We start from the raw sequence: 16,993 nt of genomic DNA, 5'->3' as shown, positions 1-16,993 counted from the left end.
AATACTCATTAGCTTCCTTTAGGAGTTTAATCAGTCTTTCTTTCTGCTCTTGAGACAGATGATTTTTAGCTGGCATATCCTGGCGACCGCGCTCTTTACCTTGTCTTTATATTATACAATTAAGCTGCGTAGCAGCTTAGTCAGGGCGGGAATCAGAAACAACCAGAACCCTAGCGTCAGATTTCCCCCATCGGCTTTCACCACCACCGCCAAAACTAAGAGTCCCAAAACATTAGTAATTAGTGTTCCTCCCAAGGTTGTGGTTACCGTTTGTGTCCGCATTAATCCCAACTTAGTTAGGATAGGTAATGCCAAAAGTGTATGAGTCGCAAAACAGGATGCGACTAGAATCGACGCCAGCCAACTATATCCCAGAAGTAACATCGCCACCGTACCCAGAATCATCGGTAAAGAGAACGTGGCTAAACCAAAAATTGCCGCTTTATCGGCATTATATTTCAGGTCATCTAAACTGGTTTCCAACCCCGCCATAAACATTAAAAACAACAGTCCCACCGTTCCCAAGAGGATAATCGTACTATCCCGTTCCAATAAACCCAAAACATTAGGTCCGACAATCACACCCGCTAGAATTAAGCCGACAATACCCGGAAGTCGCAACCGTTCAAACAAGAGTGGCGCGACTAACATAATTGCCAAAATGGTTAAGAAGACAGCAACGGGGTCAGTAATCGGACTCGGCAGTAGAGCAACCGCACTCAGGCTAGGATACATCATAGAGGAAGACGTGTTTTGAGGGTGTAGGGGCGGGTTCCACGACTCATGTTTTTGGTGACCCTGATGTCACTAAACCCACCCTATCTGAATTATGAATGATCAATGATAAAACGGATTAGGTGACAAATGACATCGCTGGTTTTTTAACAAAGAACAAATGACTAAGGAGGATTAGTATGGCATATAGTGACTTCAAAACTCTATCTCAAGTTAGAGAATCCTTTGAGTTAAGTCTCGAAGAACCCGATAACTTATTTGCGGGCATACCCGAACTTATGCCAAGTGAGTATCTACAAATCACTTTAACGGAAAATGTTTCCCTGGCGACTGCCATCAATACCAAAAAGGCACGGGCTGAGTTAATTATTACCCCGGTGCTTTTGGAGGTGCGGCGACACTTTGGGTTTAAAATTGGCTTTTTTTCTGGCTCAGAGTTCAATGTTGCTCCTGACGCTGGCTTAAATGGATATTGTGATTATATTCTTACCGCTTCCCCAGAATCTTATGAAATTCGGACTCCCGTTCTCACCCTGGTTGAAGCCAAGAATGAAAGCATTAAGTCAGGTTTAGCACAGTGTATTGCCGAAATGATTGCCGCTCAACTGTTTAACCAAAGCAACGAGGAGCCAAGGGAGAGTATTTATGGGGCGGTAACTACAGGAACGGATTGGAAATTTCTCAAGTTAAGCGATAAGACGGTTTTTATTGATAAACGCGACTATTTTATTAATGAGGTGAGCCGAATTTTGGGAGTTTTAGCTATGCCCTTTAAGGCTATTCAGAATTGTTGATGAGCTACCTGTAGGGGTACGGCAATGCCGTGCCCATAACATAAATGGCGTTTGTGCGTAAGTCCTGTTGCATTTGGGTGCAACGGAAACGATATAATCATGTTTACCCTGATTAAATGGTTGAATAATTATGACTCTGAGATTTATTAGCCCCAAAACTGACTTTGCTTTCAAGAAGATATTTGGGTCAACCGACAGCAAAGATATCTTGATTAGCTTTTTAAACGCCTTAATTTATGACGCCAATCCTGTGATTCAGGATTTAGAAATCATTGACCCTTATAATCCCAGAGATGTGGTTGATCTTAAAGATAGCTATCTAGATGTCAAAGCTTTGCTAGATAATGGCTCAACCGTATTAATTGAAATGCAGGTACTTAACGTGGCGTCCTTTGAAAAGCGCGTTATTTATAACCTAACCAAAACTTATGCGAATCAACTCAAATATGGGCAAGGCTACTCTTACCTGAAACCCGCCATTGCCTTAACCATTACCGATTTTCCCATGTTTGACCAAACTCAACGGTTCCTGACACGCTTTGGCTTAAAGGAAACACAGGAGTTATTTGATTATCCAGATCCGGAAATTGAGTTGATTTTTGTGGAATTACCCAAATTTACTAAAACCCTGGATGAATTAGACAGTTTAACGGATAAATGGATTTACTTTATTAAAGAAGCTCCCAGTTTGGAAGTGATTCCACCCACACTTAGTCAACTTCCAGAACTGGATAAAGCCATGAATATAGCGAATCAAGCGAATTTAAGTGTAGAGGAATTGGAAAAGTTGCGTAAACAAGAAATGTTTCTGGAGGATCAACGGGGATTTATTATTCAGGCAGAGCAGGAGGGATTAGCCAAAGGATTAGAGCGAGGATTAGAGCGAGGCTTGGAGCAAGGATTAGAGCGAGGGCGTCGAGAGGAAGGAATCCGATGGACATTACGTTTACTAGAGCGGCAGTTTGGCTTAATTGCTCCAGAAATTATGAACCAGATTCAAAACTTATCGTTTGAACAAGTCGAACATCTAGGAAATGATGTTTTAGGGTTCAATAGTTTAGAGGACTTATCAAACTGGCTACAAGAAAATGGATAGATTGTTACGATTAAATCGGGCGCACGTCGGGATTAAATCGGGCGCACGTCGGTGCGCCCCTACAGGTTCCCCTAACTTTTCACTGGAAGTCTAGAAACCTGAGTGTAACCAAAAAGTTGTAGAGACGTTGCAAGCAACGTCGGGGCGGGTTTAGTAAAATCTGGGTGCAACCGAAAAGATAGTGGTGAAACCCGCCCCTACAGAGGTGCCACATAACGTGAAAAGTCAGACAGGTTTCCGACGTCTCCAATCGGGGATCTTGCTGGGAGACTCCCTAATCCTGAATAATTTAGTACAACTCTACTCTTCTCAAAGACGCTACGAGGAAGCTGAACCTCTGTATCTAGAAGCCTTAGAACGATGAATTAGAATGACGCCCGGAAACCGTAGGGGCGCATGGCGTGCGCCCGATTCAATGGTAAAATCTTTTCCACCATTTTAGCTGTGTCACGCCACTACTCACTCCTTGCTGAAGTCCAAATTCTGTGAACTAACCCTCTCGTTCCAGGGTTTTTGCTCACGTTGGCTGAGTCTGAGAGGGATTAACCAGGCTTTGTCACTCATCAACGAGGCTTTGAACCTGATTAACGAAGCTTGGATACTCGTCCACGAGTCTTTATGTGTGGTGAGCGAGTCTTTGATACTCGTCAGTGAGTCTTTGATTCTCGTCTACGAGTATTTGATTCTCGTCTATGAGTATTTGAGTGTGGTCAATGAGTGATTATATGTAATCAATGAGTTTCTATGTGTCGTCAGCGAGTGATTATGTGTGGTAAGCGAGTATTTGAGTGTTGTTGACAAGTATTTAAGTGTGGTCAGCGGTGCGCCCGATTGATTGAATTTCTCGGTTGGAAGCCGCCAAAGCGTTTCGCAACGCCCTTAACTCCTCATCGGCTTAATCTTATACTAAGTTGCATTCCACTTAAGCTGAAATAGGTTACTTCAATATCGGAAATTCTAAACGAATGGTTCAATCGACTCTCTATGTCAACCCAGCCACCGGGAAGGATACCAATACAGGCTCGGCGGATGCTCCCTTTCGCACCTTAACCCACGCCCTTAAACAAGCCACCCCTGACACTACCATTTCCTTGTCGCCAGGGATGTACAATGCGGCTAACGGTGAGCAATTCCCGATTGTGATTCCCTCTGGAATCCGAGTCATCGGCGACGAACCCAGTAAAGGCAAGGATATCTCTATTGTGGGGAGTGGTGATTACAATAGCCCCAGTTTTGGCGCTCAATCCATTACCATCAGAGCCGATTCTCAAGCCGAATTGCGCGGAGTAACGGTGACGAATCCAGTCACCAAGGGAACCGGGATTTGGATTGAATCCAGCGCCCCAATTATCGCCAATACCACCCTAACCCGTTGCGGTCGTGAGGGAATCTTTGTCACAGGGACGGCAAAACCCTTAATTATGGATAATGAACTAAGCGAAAATGCCTCCAGTGGTATCTTTCTGGTGCGAAATGCCAAAGGGGAACTGCGGCGCAATCGCTGTCAAAGCACGGGTTATGGCATTGCCCTGAGTGATAATGCGGCTCCCTTAATTGCCGATAATACCTTAATTAACAATAAGGCAGGAATTGTTCTATCTCGCCAAGCTCAACCCGTCTTGCGGCGTAATCGGATTGAAAATAATACCGATGGGGGGCTAATTGTCAATGGGTCTGCCCAACCGAATTTAGGTAATCGCCAAGACCCAGCCGGGAATATTCTGCAAAATAATGGCAAAATTGATTTACAAAATAGTACGTCCTTAACCTTGGTTTCGGTAGGCAACTTATTAAATCCTGCCCGTATTTCCGGTGCGGTTACCTTTGGTGCAGCAGAGGTTCCCGCATCAGCCCTGGGTCCGACTCAGTTTAGTGATTTGGGCAACCATTGGGCAAGTCAGTTTATTCAGGAATTGGTCAAACGGGAGTTAATTAGTGGCTTTCCTGATGGCACATTTAAGCCCGAAGCCAATATTACCCGCGCCCAGTATGCGGCGATTCTTGCCAAAACCTTTAACTTACCCCGCCAGGTGGGGGCGACATCGGGATCATTTCGCGATGTGGCGGATGACTTTTGGGCGGCGGCGGCGATTCGCAAAGCGGCGAGTATGGGATTTATCTCTGGATTCCCCGATGGTACGTTTCGCCCCCAGGAAAATCTGACGCGGATACAGGCGCTGGTATCGGTGGTAAATGGGTTGGGATTAGGGGGCGGTAATCCTAACCTACTTTTGTTTTACCGCGATCGCGCCCAGATTCCCAGCTATGCTACAGATGCCATGGCTACGGCGACACAACGGCAATTGGTGGTGAATTATCCCCGCCCTGAAGAACTTGTTCCCATGCAAGCCATTAGCCGCGCCGAAGTCGCCGCCTTAATTTACCAGGCGTTAGTCTCAACTGGCGAAGCCTCAGCTATCACATCCCCTTATATTGTCAACCCGGAGGGTTATGTTCCCTCGTTTAGTGATATTCAAAATCATTGGGCGGCTGATTTTATTCGCCCCCTCGCCGGATTAAACTTGATTAGCGGCTTTGCTGATGGTAGCTTTAAACCGGATGCCCCATTAAATCGGGCGCAATATGCGGCATTAGTGGTCAAAGTCTTTAACCCCACACCCATCCGCCCCGCCACTCAATTTATCGACGTTCCCACCAACTTCTGGGCGTCAGCCGTCATTACTCAAGCCTATCGCGGTGGCTTCCTCTCCGGCTTCCCCGACCAAACTTTTCACCCCCAGCAAAGTTTACGGCGGGTTGAGTTGATTGTCTCCTTAGTCCAAGGGCTGTCTTTACCAGAGGCAGAGGAAAATCTCTTGGAATTTTATCAGGATCAAGATAATATTCCCATCTATGCCAAATTTGCTGTAGCGGCGGCTACTCAAGCCGGCATTATCGTCAATTATCCCCAACCCACCTGGTTAAACCCAAAACAAGCCGCCACTCGCGCCGATGCCACGGCGTTTCTGTATCAAGCATTGGTGCAACGAGGGCGTGTCAATGCTATCAATTCCCCGTATATTGTTCAAGCATGAAAGAGTTTTTAAGGGATGTAGGGGCGGGTTTCACTATTATCGTTTTTTTCCCGCCCCGATGTGACTAAACCCGCCCCAACCGACGTTTTGAGTATGTTTGTTCCCTATTCCCTGCCTAATCACAAATGACGAATGACAAATGAGATAGATTCAGCTATTTTTTATGCCGTGGAGTTACTCAGTCACTATGGATTTGAACTGAGGGGATATTCTGCGACAGAATTAGTTGAGTTTTGGTTGGAGGAGTATCCCGCCCAATGGATTCGTTTAGCGGTCATTGAAGCCTTGTATCAGGGACGGTATAAGGCGATTTCCGTTGAGCAAATTTTAGCCGTCTGGGGGCGACGAGAACAGCCTATCTATCGATTTAATCATGAGTTTGAACGGTTGATTTGTCGCAAACTGCCGCAAGATTTGAACGCCCCCATTGATAGGAATTCCGAATCGATGTCCTTGATGGGGAGTTTCCCGGATATGTTTGAGTCAAGTTCTACGGTTGAGGTGGCACAGTCAGAGGAGTTTGTTGTCACTCAATCAGAATCCGTTGAAGCCCTGCCGCAAACGCCCGCCCAGACTGAAACGGAGATGGAACTGACGGGGGAGTGCGATCGCACAGTACCAGACCTAACTTTTCCCGATCATACCAGTCTTCCTGAGCCAGTGGATGGGTCACGTCGCGAAGCGAAGCAACACCCCATTGATCAATTTACACCACCGCCCGATGATTCGGACTTTTATCTGAAACTGAAACAAGTTGCCCAGCCGCTAGAGTGTCAATCCAGTAATACAGCACTTTCAAGTAATTAAATCGGAATTTCGATCACAAACTCTGTTCCTTTACCCAGTGATGAATTACAGGTGAATTTTCCTCTATGTTTTTCCACAATAATTTGATGACTAATTGATAATCCTAAACCCGTGCCTTTTCCGGGTGGTTTTGTGGTAAAAAAAGGTTCAAAGATTCGCTGTTTGAGTTCTGCATCTATTCCCGGACCGTTATCAATAATACGAATAACGGCACTCGCCCCCGATTGCTGATTATCAATTAATTCTGTGCGAATCCAGATAGATGGCGTTATCGTTTGCTCACTATCCTCATTAGCGGGTTGAGAACGCATGTCCCTGAGGGCATCAATGGCATTGCACAGCACATTCATAAAGACTTGATTTAACCCACAAGGATAACAAGTGACTAAAGGCAGTTTACTATAATCCTTGAATACTTGAATCTCTTGTTTGTTTCCTTTGGATTTCAAACGATAGTAGAGCATGACTAGGGTGCTATCTAACCCTTGGTGGATATCTATCGATTGCTCTTCGTCTGATCCAGATAAGGTTTTGAGGGAATAAACAAGTTGGCGCAAACGTTCAGCCCCCATTTGCATTGATGACAGGGTTTTGGGAAAGTCTTTGATCAGAAACTCTAGATCAATTTGTTCAGCTTCCTGTTGAATTTCTGGTGCAGGTTGGGGGTTATATTTGCTGTAGAGTTGGAGTAACTTTAATAAGTCGTTGGTATATTGTTGAGCATGGGGAAAATTGTTACATAAGAAATTAACAGGATTATTAATTTCGTGGGCAACTCCAGCTAGCAATTTGCCTAAAGTGGAAAGATTTTCTTTTTCGATGAGCTGTTGTTGCGTGCGTTGCAGTTGATTTAATGTCTCCTCAAGTTGTTCAGCTTGGGCTTTATATTTTGCTTGCGATCGCTGCAAGGATTCTTCGGCGAGTTTGCGCTGGGTGATATCTGTGACGAATCCTTCATAGTAGAGTAATGTCCCTTCGCGATCGCGCACCGCCCGAGCATTCTCACAAATCCAGATGATCTGCCCATCTTTGCGATACACCTGGGATTCAAACTCCGTAACTGCATCGTGCGATCGCAGTTTCTCAATGAAGTCCCGACGCCGATTCGGACTAACGTAAAGTTGTTCTTCAATGTCGGTTAGCTCCTCCAACAGTTCCCCTGGCGATGCATAACCATAAATCTTTGCCAACGCTGGATTGCAGTCGATAAAGTGCCCGTCTGGAGTCGTTTGAAAGATACCCTCGACGGCACCCTCAAACATACTACGATACTTCTTTAGGGCTAACTCCATATCTTGATATTCTGGAATTTGATCAGCTAATTCCTCATTCAACGCTTGTAACTGCCGAGTTCGCTTAACAAAATTAGGGGACAAAGGCTTGTCCGACTCCGACCAATCAGATGGACTGTTCAATAAACGGTCGCTGCTGGGAAGTAACATGGGGGCGTTGCTAAGCATATATGGGCATTACTACTAGCTTCTAGGATTTGGATCACTCCTTCAGTGATATGTCGTCCGGAATACTTGTGATTTAAATCACTAATTCCAGTGATATGAGTTCCAATCAGCCCTAATCATTTTGATTGCCCTTGATTGTACGTACTGTTGCTAAAAATTGACTCAGGAACGGTAACCCGCCAATAGCCGGTAAAAAGTAACGCGAGGTACACAGCAATCCCAAAGCGGCGGCGGTTGGGGGGTCTAAATAGTCTTGATAAAACAACACTAATGCTGCATCCCTTGTGCCAACTCCGGCAAAGGTGAGGGGCAATAATCCGGCTAAAATAGCGAGGGGAGACAAGGCTAGATTCACCAAAAACGGAGTCGTCGCCTGAAGCGCTAGGATAAAGAACCAAATTTGTAATAAGTGTAAAAACCAAATAAAAATTGACGTTCCGGCAACTTTTACGAGTTGACGTTTATCGCGCCAGAAATAGTCATGCATATCGCCCCAAGACCCTTGCATCGTTTCTAATTTGGCACGCATTTTTTTAGGGGCAATCTTGCGAGCCACGATGAAGAAGAAATAAGCAAATTTTCGAGACGACAACAGAAAAATTCCCAGAACCAAACCGATGCTCACCGCCATTGTCATGATCCAAAATAGCCAATCTTTCGGGTCATAGAGCAATAAACCAAAGACACACCATAACAGCAGGGATAAAAGATCACAAGCCTTCTCAAAAATCACCAGTGATAACGAAAGAGTCCCACTTAAATGACCGCGCTGTTTCATGAAATAAGCTTTGGCAATATCTCCCATCTTGGACGGCAGTACCATATTTAAAACACTTGCCGCTAAGATTAAACGATTTGCCTCAAAAAAGCCCAAGCGAGAGCCACTGGGCATCAATTGTTGCAACCGCCAAGACGTGAATAACGTCAGGGGGACAACCATTCCCAGACTCACGGGCATCCAGACGCGATCGCTATTTTGAAAAACGGCAACGAGTTCAGGAAAATCAATTTTTGAGTAAATTATCGCCAGGATAATTAGACTGACAGCGATTGAAATTAGTCGTTTCATGAATTAGTCATTAGTCATTGGTCATTGGTCACAGAACAGTGAATTAATCATAATTCTAAAATTTCCGATCTAATCGCAGCCATTCATAAGCATCTAGTTTCTTAACTTCATTCGTTAAATCTAGCCAGGGCTGTAATTGCCCCCGTTGAAACGTGCGACTCATGACCACATAAATCGACGTTTGGTCGCCCCCAATCCCCGCTGCGATCACATCTTTCCAGGACTTGCCTTGCAACTCATCGCTGACATGCCATTGTCCATTTTCCCACTCAAAAGAGCGCCGGAAATGGAACGGCGCTTTTTGCTTGCCTGTAATTAGCATTTTTTGTAAGAGTTTGCGGATTAAGTTAGGGAAGAAGCGACCCACTGTCAGCATGACGACTCGCAAAATTAGTAAATTTATGGGAGTCATTTGTTTCTGTTTTGCCCATCCCAATTCTCCTTCAATCGTAATTTCATTTTCCTCAACCTTAACCTGATAGGTATCGACTAAATGACCCACAGCATTTTTCACCTTTTTCCCCGTTGACACTTGCAAGGAAAATTGGGTATCAGAGGCGACTAAACGGTTATCTTGAAACAGTTTAAATACTCCCCCTTTGTTTAAGGCTAAATACAGTTCCGTGTTTTGGCGGCGGTCAATTAAAACTTGTGCCTCCCTAAACCAAACTCGACCGGGAGAACGGGGGGTGGGGTCAGGTCGATTTTGCACAAAATCTCGCCATGCGAGGAGATAGTTCCAGGTATGATGACCGATAATGTGATCGTCAGCATAGCAGGGAGCTAGTCCCTTTGCCAGTCCCACCAGAACGCGATCATTAATTTCTAGGGCTTGGGGATACCACTGTCCCACCAATTCAAAGCCATGGGGAAAGAAATTGTAAGTATTGCGACTGGTATATTCTCCTCCATAAGAGCCATCAGGATGCACAAATTCTGCCGCCAAATCAACCGCTTTGACTAATGCTTCTTTGAGACGGGGATCAGGTCTGAGTTGATAAATCCGCGCTAAACAAGAAATCGTTAACGTATGGTAACCGGGATCACAGCCTTCGTACTCAATAAACCAACCTTCGGGATTTTGCCAAGATAATACTTGTTCTAAACGTTGTACTCTGGCTCTATCCCACTTCGTTGTTTTTAATAGATTAGACAGTAAGTCTAAACACAAAACAATTAACGCTTGGTGATTAGTCAGGCGTCCACTTTCCTGATGATGGGCTAGCCAATCGGCTCGTTGTTCAAAAAACCTCAGCGCTACTGGGTTATCTAACCCTAATTCTTGATAACTGTCAATACAGGCAAGCAATGAAAATGCCGCTGCGCCTCCGGCTCGTTCATAAGGGAAATAGTCATCACAAGACCCATCAGGATGGGCGCTTTTAGCCCCATAAAGAATTCCGGCTTCTACCCAATCTTGAATCGCTCGTTGTTGGTAGAAAGGGTTATCGGGTAATCGGGTATTATATGCCAATGCCAGGGGCAGAACAAACTCTTGAGCCATTCCGCTAGGGAAGTCGATAATTTTATACTGCCAGAAGTTCCGGTCAAAACAGCCATAAGTGGGACTGTGGGGATTGCGGTCTAGCAGGGTGAGAAGTTTGGGAATTTGGGCAAGGGCTTCGCGGGCAAACAGGTCTTTATTCATTGTAAATAAGGGAACAGGGATGTCATTTGTGATTCGTCCTTTGTCATTCATCATTTGTTATACTCGCTCTTGCCGAAGCAAGCTACCTCTTTCATCTTTTTTGTTTCATCAAAGCCTTTTACTATGCCTTTATTGATGATTTATAATTTCTGTTTAATGTACTCTTCAATATCGGCGCGTCGCCGCCGCAATTGGATATCTTCTAAAAGCTTGCGATTTACCGCCATCAAGTCAGCAATTAATCCAAACATCAACAGTTGAAAGCCAATCAGAATGAAAATGGCTGCCACAATTAAGCTGGGCGCACGACTTCTATCGGGATCGAATACCCACAACCAACGCACGCATAGAATCAACCCCAAGCCGAAAGGCACTGTCCCCAGGACTGTGAAGAATTGGAGCGGTTGATAGGTCATGAAGATGCGAATAATAGTGAGAATAGAGCGCTGAATATAAGCCGGAATACTCTTGACTAAACGGGAAGGGCGCAGGTAATCGTTGGTTCGGATTGGCACCGAAGCAATGGCTATGTTTTTCTGTCCCGCCTGAATAATCATTTCTAAAGTATAAGTATATTGGCTAAAGACATTCAGTTGCATCGCTGCATTCCGACTGATGGCGCGGAAGCCACTCGGAGCATCTGGGATATTCGTTTTACTCGCGATTCGTACTACCCAGCTTCCTACTTTTTGCAAAAACTTTTTGGCGGGGGAAAAATGCTTAATTTGCTGGATGGGTCGGGCACCGATGACAATTTCTGCCTGACCTTGTAAGATAGGTTCAATTAGCTTAGGGATATCTGCCGCACAATACTGATTATCGGCATCTGTATTCACGATAATATCAGCTCCCGCCTTTAAACAGGCTTCTATCCCCGCCATAAACCCCTTAGCTAAACCCTGATTGTGATCAAAGTTAACAATGTGATCCACGCCACAGGCTTTAGCAACTTCAACCGTCCGGTCAAGACTACCATCATTGATAATCAGCCACTCGACTGTATCGACTCCAGGAACTTGACGGGGGAGTTCGGACAGTGTTAGTCCTAGAGTGGCTTCTTCGTTGTAACAAGGAATTTGGATAATGAGTTTTTTCATGGTAGGCTCATTCCTCTTGAGTGTTCATACATTATCTATTGTTTTGTAAATACATACACCGACTCCTCCGACCAATATTGGCTATAAAAGTGACCATCGATAGCCAAATTTCTCTCTATTGAATTGCTTTTTGTAGAAACTACAGCAATTATTGCACATATTTCTGTGTTTTTAGAGGATAATGGGTAACTTGTTTTGGCTGATTTATTTGTAACATTGACATGATTGAAACTCATTCTATTTTGAATTGGATATTTGTCGTTAATCGCAAAAAAAGGATATTCAAATTCGATCTTATCTCCCATAAGTCCAACCATCGAACAATTTTGGGACTTGATAAGATCAACAGCCCTTGCATAAGGAGGTTTTAGATATTTTTTATTGACAAAATATTGTTCGATTCTCGGTGTGCTGAAAATATTATTGTTGCCAATAAGTGGTCGAGTGGCATTTCTAAAAATCCAAGAATGGGATAACAATACTAGAAGAACTGCTAAAACAGTTGTGATTTTAGGGTTTAAATATTTTGAAAAAACTACACCGATAAAGGGAGAAAAAAAGACAAATAAAGGTAAATGAAGCCGACTCCGCCAAGGCGACCATGTAAAAAGGAAACAAAAGAGAAGAAATCCAGACAGAACAGCTACTGAATAAGGTTTTACATGGGTAAGGTTTTTGTTTTTTAAATTAAAAATAACAAAAACAAAAGCTAAAATAATTAGCAAAAGATGAATAGGATTGCCAGCCGTGTCCTCATGCAGTGATAAGCCTGGGACATGAAACTTAGCTCCCCGGGGACTCGTTGTGCGAGGATCACTAATATCTATGCCGATAGCTATATGTAATAACTGAATCATTTTTTCAGTTATTCCTGTAGTCGGTGTAATGATATTCTGCAGACCTAAATTACGAATTATATCAGCATGCAAAGCCAAGTTTCTAACGAGGTTTGATATAAAAATTTGCAAGCCAAATTCTGCATTTGTATAACTATCATTGCCACCGGATAAGGGAGAACCAAATACTATTAAATTTCGTATATAGTGACCTAAATCAATCGAAATAGTTATTCCTATTACACTTATAATCGGTTTCCAAATCTGCCACCGCAAGTGTTTAATTCCCCAAACCGCTAACCAAATACAAAATGGAAATGCATAAACATAGGCAGTACCCTTCGTTAAAATTGCCAGTCCTAAACTACCTCCTACATTGAAGATATTAGAGCGAGTCGATCCGTCTTTAACGATCCGAAGCGTAAAATAAGCTAAACAGACTAGCCATAGAGCAACTACATAATCATTTTGAGTGCTTGATGCTTGTAGGATGCCCATTGGAATCGTTGCACAAACCACAGTCGATAGAATTTGACCATGTAAGGTTGCGCCAAGTTGACTGGCAATCAGTGATACTCCGACAAGGCTACTGATCATACTGCCCCATTGAATTAAATTAGCCAAGCGATCACTGTCACTGAGGATTTGAAAATGTAAAATAGCAAACTCTGCCCAAGGATTTTGGTAGAGTTGTTTGATTGTATGTGTTGGATAATGGGCTACACTCTGGTTTTGAATCCAGTGAGCTACACGGCTCATGTGATAGATCATAGAGTCCCAGTTATTAGGGGCTGCCACTATAGCAACTAAACCCGTTGTGACAACGATAAAAACTACACTAACAAGTAAAAATTCAGACAAAACATAATCTTCTCCTTTTGGCTTACTGACTCGTACTTTGTTTTCTTTTTTGGTAACCTTAGAGATTGAAATTAATTGAGGGGATTTGAAGTAAATTAAAATTAATGAAATATTTATGAACAACCACAAAAAAGCAGTACAGCCTTTGTTTAGTTGTTTAAATAGGCTCAGTAATTCCGTGATAGCCGTCAAACTAATTCCCCACAATACAAGTCCTGATAAGATAGAATGACGCCAATTATGATTTTTTAGCTTTTCAATAGCAAAAAATAAAATTAAGGCAACTAAGGGTAATATATACAGCATTGATTTAATCCTTAAATTAAGCTTTATGGCAACTATTAATTTACGATGACGACACTATTTTACACTTATAGTTTTCTCTTAACTCAGTTTAATAAAATAAACTCTCGATATTTTAATCATTATTGTTTTGTGGCTTATCCCAAAAAAAAGCTAATCAGGTTAACAGGTTTGACTGAATGCCCACCTTCTTGCTGTACAAGTGTTTTGGCATTATTTTGGTAGTTTGAGTTATTCTAAGTAACTGCGATATGACAATTCATCTGTTGCTCACTTTTGGACTATTAAAACTGATAGTTTAGCATAGTAAGTCTGGAAGGCTCGAATCATTTAGACTTACCTAACGTTTAGGTCCTGTGTGAGCTTGCAGCCATCCCCAACGCAACACCCAAACGCCTGCTCCAATCAACAGGGCGGCTAAAAGTCCACCCACCCAAATCGGGATACCCACAGCAGGCAATACCCACCACCACACTGCCACAATATGTAACAATTGAGCGCTGGTCATTTGGTCACCGGGCGGTGGTTCTCCAACTTGCCCTAGGACATCTCGAATATTTGTACTTAAAGCACTGCTAACCTGGCGATAGGCGGCGCCCCAAGCATTGAATAAGGGGGCATAGCTGGGCGAATCCCACAAGGCTCTAGCACGGTTGATATATCCTCCATCTAAGGCTTCGGCATAGTAGCGTTGGAAATACGATACCAAAGTAGGGGCGTTGGCGAGAAATCCAAGTACCGTCAAACCAATTAACCACTTCCACCACTTTTTCCCAATCAGCGCGACTAGCCCCATCAATCCTGGGAGTGCGGGGACTAAAAATCGAGGTCCCCAACTCCAGCCGCCAAATTCCCAAAAGGAATGGAGCAGCCAATACCCACCAAATATACCCACAATGGCTAAGGCTTCTAGGGGTTTAGTTTTGAGGGCTTTACGGAATCCAATAATTGCCAGAATTGTCGGCGGACAGTACCAGATTAACCCTCCTCCTGCGCCGGGACTCAAGATCAAACCGATGAATCGTGCTAGCATTCCGTCCAGGGTAAATTTAGAGGCATTTTGTCCACTGGATAGTAAACTACCAAACCGCAGGTAATTGTAAGCCATGAACAGCATGAACCCCATAATTGTACCGAGTAGGGGACCTAGAGCATTCCGCAGGGGATACCGCTTGAGCAGGAGATAGGCGGACAACACCGGTCCGATGACAATACCCGCAGGTTTAGCAGTCAAGGCTAAGCCGGAAAGAATACTCGCACCCGCATGTTCACGACTGGTTTTTCCTAGGGCAAGATATAGACTGGAGGCGGTGATGAATGAGAGGAGGGGTTCGGCAAAGAACTCTCTGGAATAGACTAACGCTGTCGTACCCAAGGCAAAACACAAGGCGGCTAAGTACGCACCCGTGCGACTGCTTTCCAAGCGCAATGCCAACAAAGCCACAAGCGATGTGGTTAAAGCCGTTAATAAGACAGATACAACTAAGGCACAAACCGCCGCTGAATAGTTCGTCGGTATATTGAACCAGTGACCTAACACTAGTCCCACGGCAACAAAGGGTGTGGCAATAATCGGTAATAATGGATATCGAATTGAGTAATATTGCCCATCGCGACCTAATGCTCCGGAACCGGGCGGCACGCTAAAATCAAATTCGGTAACTAATGACTTGGAAACATCCAGCATGTCATTGCCATCAAAGCCCCAAATCCCCGGTTTGAGAAATGCCAGATAAATTAGGGCGATGCCAATGGATAGGGCGAACGCCATTTTCCCAACCTGCTGATGAGCGAGTTGTCGCTCTTGAAGGGTGGAATCTTGAATCTCGCTGGGATTTACCATAGTATTTCTAAAGTATTCTGGTTATTTTTATAAGTTATTTTTGATTACGTCGGCTTACCCATTACTGCTTATTTCCTGTAGCTTTTCTGGCAAACCAACTCCAGGATTGGCGTGGGACGGAGACTCCCCAATTTTCTCTCAAGAGATTCTAGTATGACAAAGGCATGACACCAAGAGCAACTTATCAGAAGTACAGACAATGGAGTCAATAGATATGAATCAACAGGTTGCCTTTATCGGACTCGGCGTTATGGGGGGACCTATGGCGGCAAATTTGGCGCCATCGGGTTACTCGGTGAAGGCGTGGAATCGAACGCCTAACCGTCCGGGTGTCGAGATGGCGGCTCAGGCTGGGGTAACGGTGGTGTCTTCGATTCGTGAGGCTGTCGAATCGGCAGATATCGTCTTTTCTTGTGTGAGTGATGTTCCTGATGTCAAAGAGGTTCTTCTGGGAACGGGAGGGGTTGCCGAATCAGCGCGTCCAGGTACACTGGTGATTGATACCAGCACGATTGGTCCTGAGGCGGCGCGTCAGATAGGGACTCAACTGCAACAGCATAACTTGCGCTTTTTGGATGCACCCATTTCTGGGGGTGATATTGGTGCAAAAAATGGCACACTGACGATTATGGTTGGCGGAGAGGCTGAGGATTTTGAGGAAAGTAAACCGTTGTTGGAGGTTTTGGGTAAAACCATTCGCCTGTGTGGACCGATGGGGAGTGGTCAAGCGGTTAAACTTTGTAACCAGGTTTTGGCGGCGGTTCATGGGGTGGCGTTGTGTGAAGCGATGCAGTTGGCACAGCACCAGGATATTGACCCGAACTTAATTGTAGAGGTTTGCAGTACGGGGGCGGCTGGTTCTTGGGCGCTGTCGAATTTGGGACCGAAAATTGCGGCGTCGGATTTCCAACCGGGTTTTATGATTAAGCATATCCTTAAGGATTTAAGGTTGGTAGCCGAAACGTTACATTCATCGGGTCAGGAATTGCCAGGAGTGGAACTTGCTGAGCGTTTGTTTAAGATGGTTCAAGAGTTTGATGGTGGTAAGGGAGGGGAACAGGGCACTCAGGCAATGATTCGCGCTTATCAGAAGTCCGATTAGGGGAGGCAGAGCCTCAAGATGGGCATTCCCAGGCAGAGCCTGGGAACGAGGGGGAAAGGCAGAGGACTCCAAGGGAATGAGCCAGGTGGGAAGGACATGCTAACTGTTGAGACGGACCTGATGTAACAACCGTTAGCGGTCAAAATAAGTCACGCATTTGTAGGGGCGGGTTTAGGGACAATTGTAGGGGCGGGTTTAGGGACAATTGTAGGGGCGGGTTTAGGGACAATTGTAGGGGCGGGTTTAGGGACAATTGTAGGGGCGGGTTTAGGGACAATAGTAGGGGCGGGTTTAGTGACAAATGAAG

The 16,993-nt window shown here is 44.5% G+C and carries 13 protein-coding genes and 1 pseudogene; 7 read left to right on the top strand and 7 right to left on the bottom strand.

The window, feature by feature from the left end; all coding sequences use genetic code 11:
* Positions 1–141 precede the first annotated feature (141 nt).
* Positions 142–735 (bottom strand): annotated as a pseudogene (locus RLO19_RS22135) (cation:proton antiporter); the annotation flags it as partial.
* Between the two features lie 179 nt (positions 736–914).
* On the opposite strand from RLO19_RS22135, the gene RLO19_RS22130 reads away from it, so the two are divergent.
* The 6 genes from RLO19_RS22130 (at position 915) to RLO19_RS22105 (ending at position 6,467) form a co-directional block, all read left to right on the top strand.
* Positions 915–1,529: a hypothetical protein gene (locus RLO19_RS22130; protein WP_446359577.1), complete on the top strand. Its 615-nt coding sequence runs from the start codon at positions 915–917 to the stop codon at positions 1,527–1,529.
* 136 nt (positions 1,530–1,665) lie between these two features.
* Entirely contained in the window at positions 1,666–2,625 is a 960-nt protein-coding gene (locus tag RLO19_RS22125) for an Rpn family recombination-promoting nuclease/putative transposase (RefSeq protein ID WP_446359579.1), read from the top strand.
* Positions 2,626–2,809: 184 nt separating this feature from the next.
* The gene (locus tag RLO19_RS22120; RefSeq protein WP_446359576.1) at positions 2,810–2,989 is read left to right on the top strand and encodes a tetratricopeptide repeat protein; all 180 of its coding nucleotides are present in this window, start codon (positions 2,810–2,812) and stop codon (positions 2,987–2,989) included.
* 189 nt (positions 2,990–3,178) lie between these two features.
* Entirely contained in the window at positions 3,179–3,346 is a 168-nt protein-coding gene (locus tag RLO19_RS22115; RefSeq protein ID WP_446359575.1) for a hypothetical protein, read from the top strand.
* A gap of 244 nt (positions 3,347–3,590) precedes the next feature.
* Positions 3,591–5,660 carry an S-layer homology domain-containing protein gene (locus RLO19_RS22110; RefSeq protein WP_446359574.1) on the top strand — a complete coding sequence of 690 codons (2,070 nt, stop codon included), beginning with the start codon at positions 3,591–3,593 and terminating at the stop codon, positions 5,658–5,660.
* A 132-nt stretch (positions 5,661–5,792) separates the two neighbouring features.
* Positions 5,793–6,467, top strand: coding sequence for a hypothetical protein (locus tag RLO19_RS22105; RefSeq protein ID WP_446359573.1), 675 nt, complete (start codon positions 5,793–5,795; stop codon positions 6,465–6,467).
* Here the strand turns inward: RLO19_RS22105 and RLO19_RS22100 are convergent.
* The 6 genes from RLO19_RS22100 to RLO19_RS22075 all read right to left on the bottom strand — a co-directional run bounded on the left by RLO19_RS22100 (position 6,464) and on the right by RLO19_RS22075 (position 15,584).
* The gene (locus RLO19_RS22100) at positions 6,464–7,882 is read right to left on the bottom strand and encodes a sensor histidine kinase (protein WP_446359572.1); all 1,419 of its coding nucleotides are present in this window, start codon (positions 7,880–7,882) and stop codon (positions 6,464–6,466) included. The genes RLO19_RS22105 and RLO19_RS22100 overlap by 4 nt on opposite strands.
* A gap of 157 nt (positions 7,883–8,039) precedes the next feature.
* Positions 8,040–8,996 (bottom strand): lysylphosphatidylglycerol synthase transmembrane domain-containing protein, encoded by a 957-nt coding sequence (locus RLO19_RS22095; protein ID WP_446359571.1) that lies wholly within the window; start codon positions 8,994–8,996, stop codon positions 8,040–8,042.
* 55 nt (positions 8,997–9,051) lie between these two features.
* Complete coding sequence (locus tag RLO19_RS22090; protein ID WP_446359578.1) at positions 9,052–10,644, bottom strand: hypothetical protein; 1,593 nt, start codon at positions 10,642–10,644, stop codon at positions 9,052–9,054.
* A gap of 140 nt (positions 10,645–10,784) precedes the next feature.
* A complete protein-coding gene (locus RLO19_RS22085) occupies positions 10,785–11,741 on the bottom strand; it encodes a glycosyltransferase family 2 protein (RefSeq protein WP_446359570.1) in 957 nt (318 codons plus the stop codon).
* Positions 11,742–11,776: 35 nt separating this feature from the next.
* Positions 11,777–13,744 carry an ArnT family glycosyltransferase gene (locus RLO19_RS22080; RefSeq protein WP_446359569.1) on the bottom strand — a complete coding sequence of 656 codons (1,968 nt, stop codon included), beginning with the start codon at positions 13,742–13,744 and terminating at the stop codon, positions 11,777–11,779.
* Between the two features lie 337 nt (positions 13,745–14,081).
* Positions 14,082–15,584 carry a hypothetical protein gene (locus RLO19_RS22075; protein WP_446359568.1) on the bottom strand — a complete coding sequence of 501 codons (1,503 nt, stop codon included), beginning with the start codon at positions 15,582–15,584 and terminating at the stop codon, positions 14,082–14,084.
* 214 nt (positions 15,585–15,798) lie between these two features.
* Here RLO19_RS22075 and RLO19_RS22070 point away from each other — a divergent pair, with 214 nt between their 5' ends.
* Positions 15,799–16,686 (top strand): NAD(P)-dependent oxidoreductase, encoded by an 888-nt coding sequence (locus RLO19_RS22070; RefSeq protein WP_446359567.1) that lies wholly within the window; start codon positions 15,799–15,801, stop codon positions 16,684–16,686.
* Positions 16,687–16,993 lie beyond the last annotated feature (307 nt).

It is taken from the genome of Coleofasciculus sp. G2-EDA-02 (assembly GCF_040226375.1).
Lineage (GTDB): Bacteria > Cyanobacteriota > Cyanobacteriia > Cyanobacteriales > Coleofasciculaceae > Coleofasciculus.
This window is presented reverse-complemented; position numbering and strand designations above follow the sequence as displayed.

What these genes read in the sequence shown, in the direction of transcription:
- RLO19_RS22130 (WP_446359577.1), top strand. Translation starts at nt 915, where the DNA reads ATGGCATATAGTGACTTCAAAACTCTATCTCAAGTTAGAGAATCCTTT.
- RLO19_RS22110 (WP_446359574.1), top strand. Translation starts at nt 3,591, where the DNA reads ATGGTTCAATCGACTCTCTATGTCAACCCAGCCACCGGGAAGGATACC.
- RLO19_RS22105 (WP_446359573.1), top strand. Translation starts at nt 5,793, where the DNA reads ATGACAAATGAGATAGATTCAGCTATTTTTTATGCCGTGGAGTTACTC.
- RLO19_RS22095 (WP_446359571.1), bottom strand. Translation starts at nt 8,996, where the DNA reads ATGAAACGACTAATTTCAATCGCTGTCAGTCTAATTATCCTGGCGATA.
- RLO19_RS22090 (WP_446359578.1), bottom strand. Translation starts at nt 10,644, where the DNA reads ATGAATAAAGACCTGTTTGCCCGCGAAGCCCTTGCCCAAATTCCCAAA.
- RLO19_RS22085 (WP_446359570.1), bottom strand. Translation starts at nt 11,741, where the DNA reads ATGAAAAAACTCATTATCCAAATTCCTTGTTACAACGAAGAAGCCACT.
- RLO19_RS22080 (WP_446359569.1), bottom strand. Translation starts at nt 13,744, where the DNA reads ATGCTGTATATATTACCCTTAGTTGCCTTAATTTTATTTTTTGCTATT.
- RLO19_RS22075 (WP_446359568.1), bottom strand. Translation starts at nt 15,584, where the DNA reads ATGGTAAATCCCAGCGAGATTCAAGATTCCACCCTTCAAGAGCGACAA.
- RLO19_RS22070 (WP_446359567.1), top strand. Translation starts at nt 15,799, where the DNA reads ATGAATCAACAGGTTGCCTTTATCGGACTCGGCGTTATGGGGGGACCT.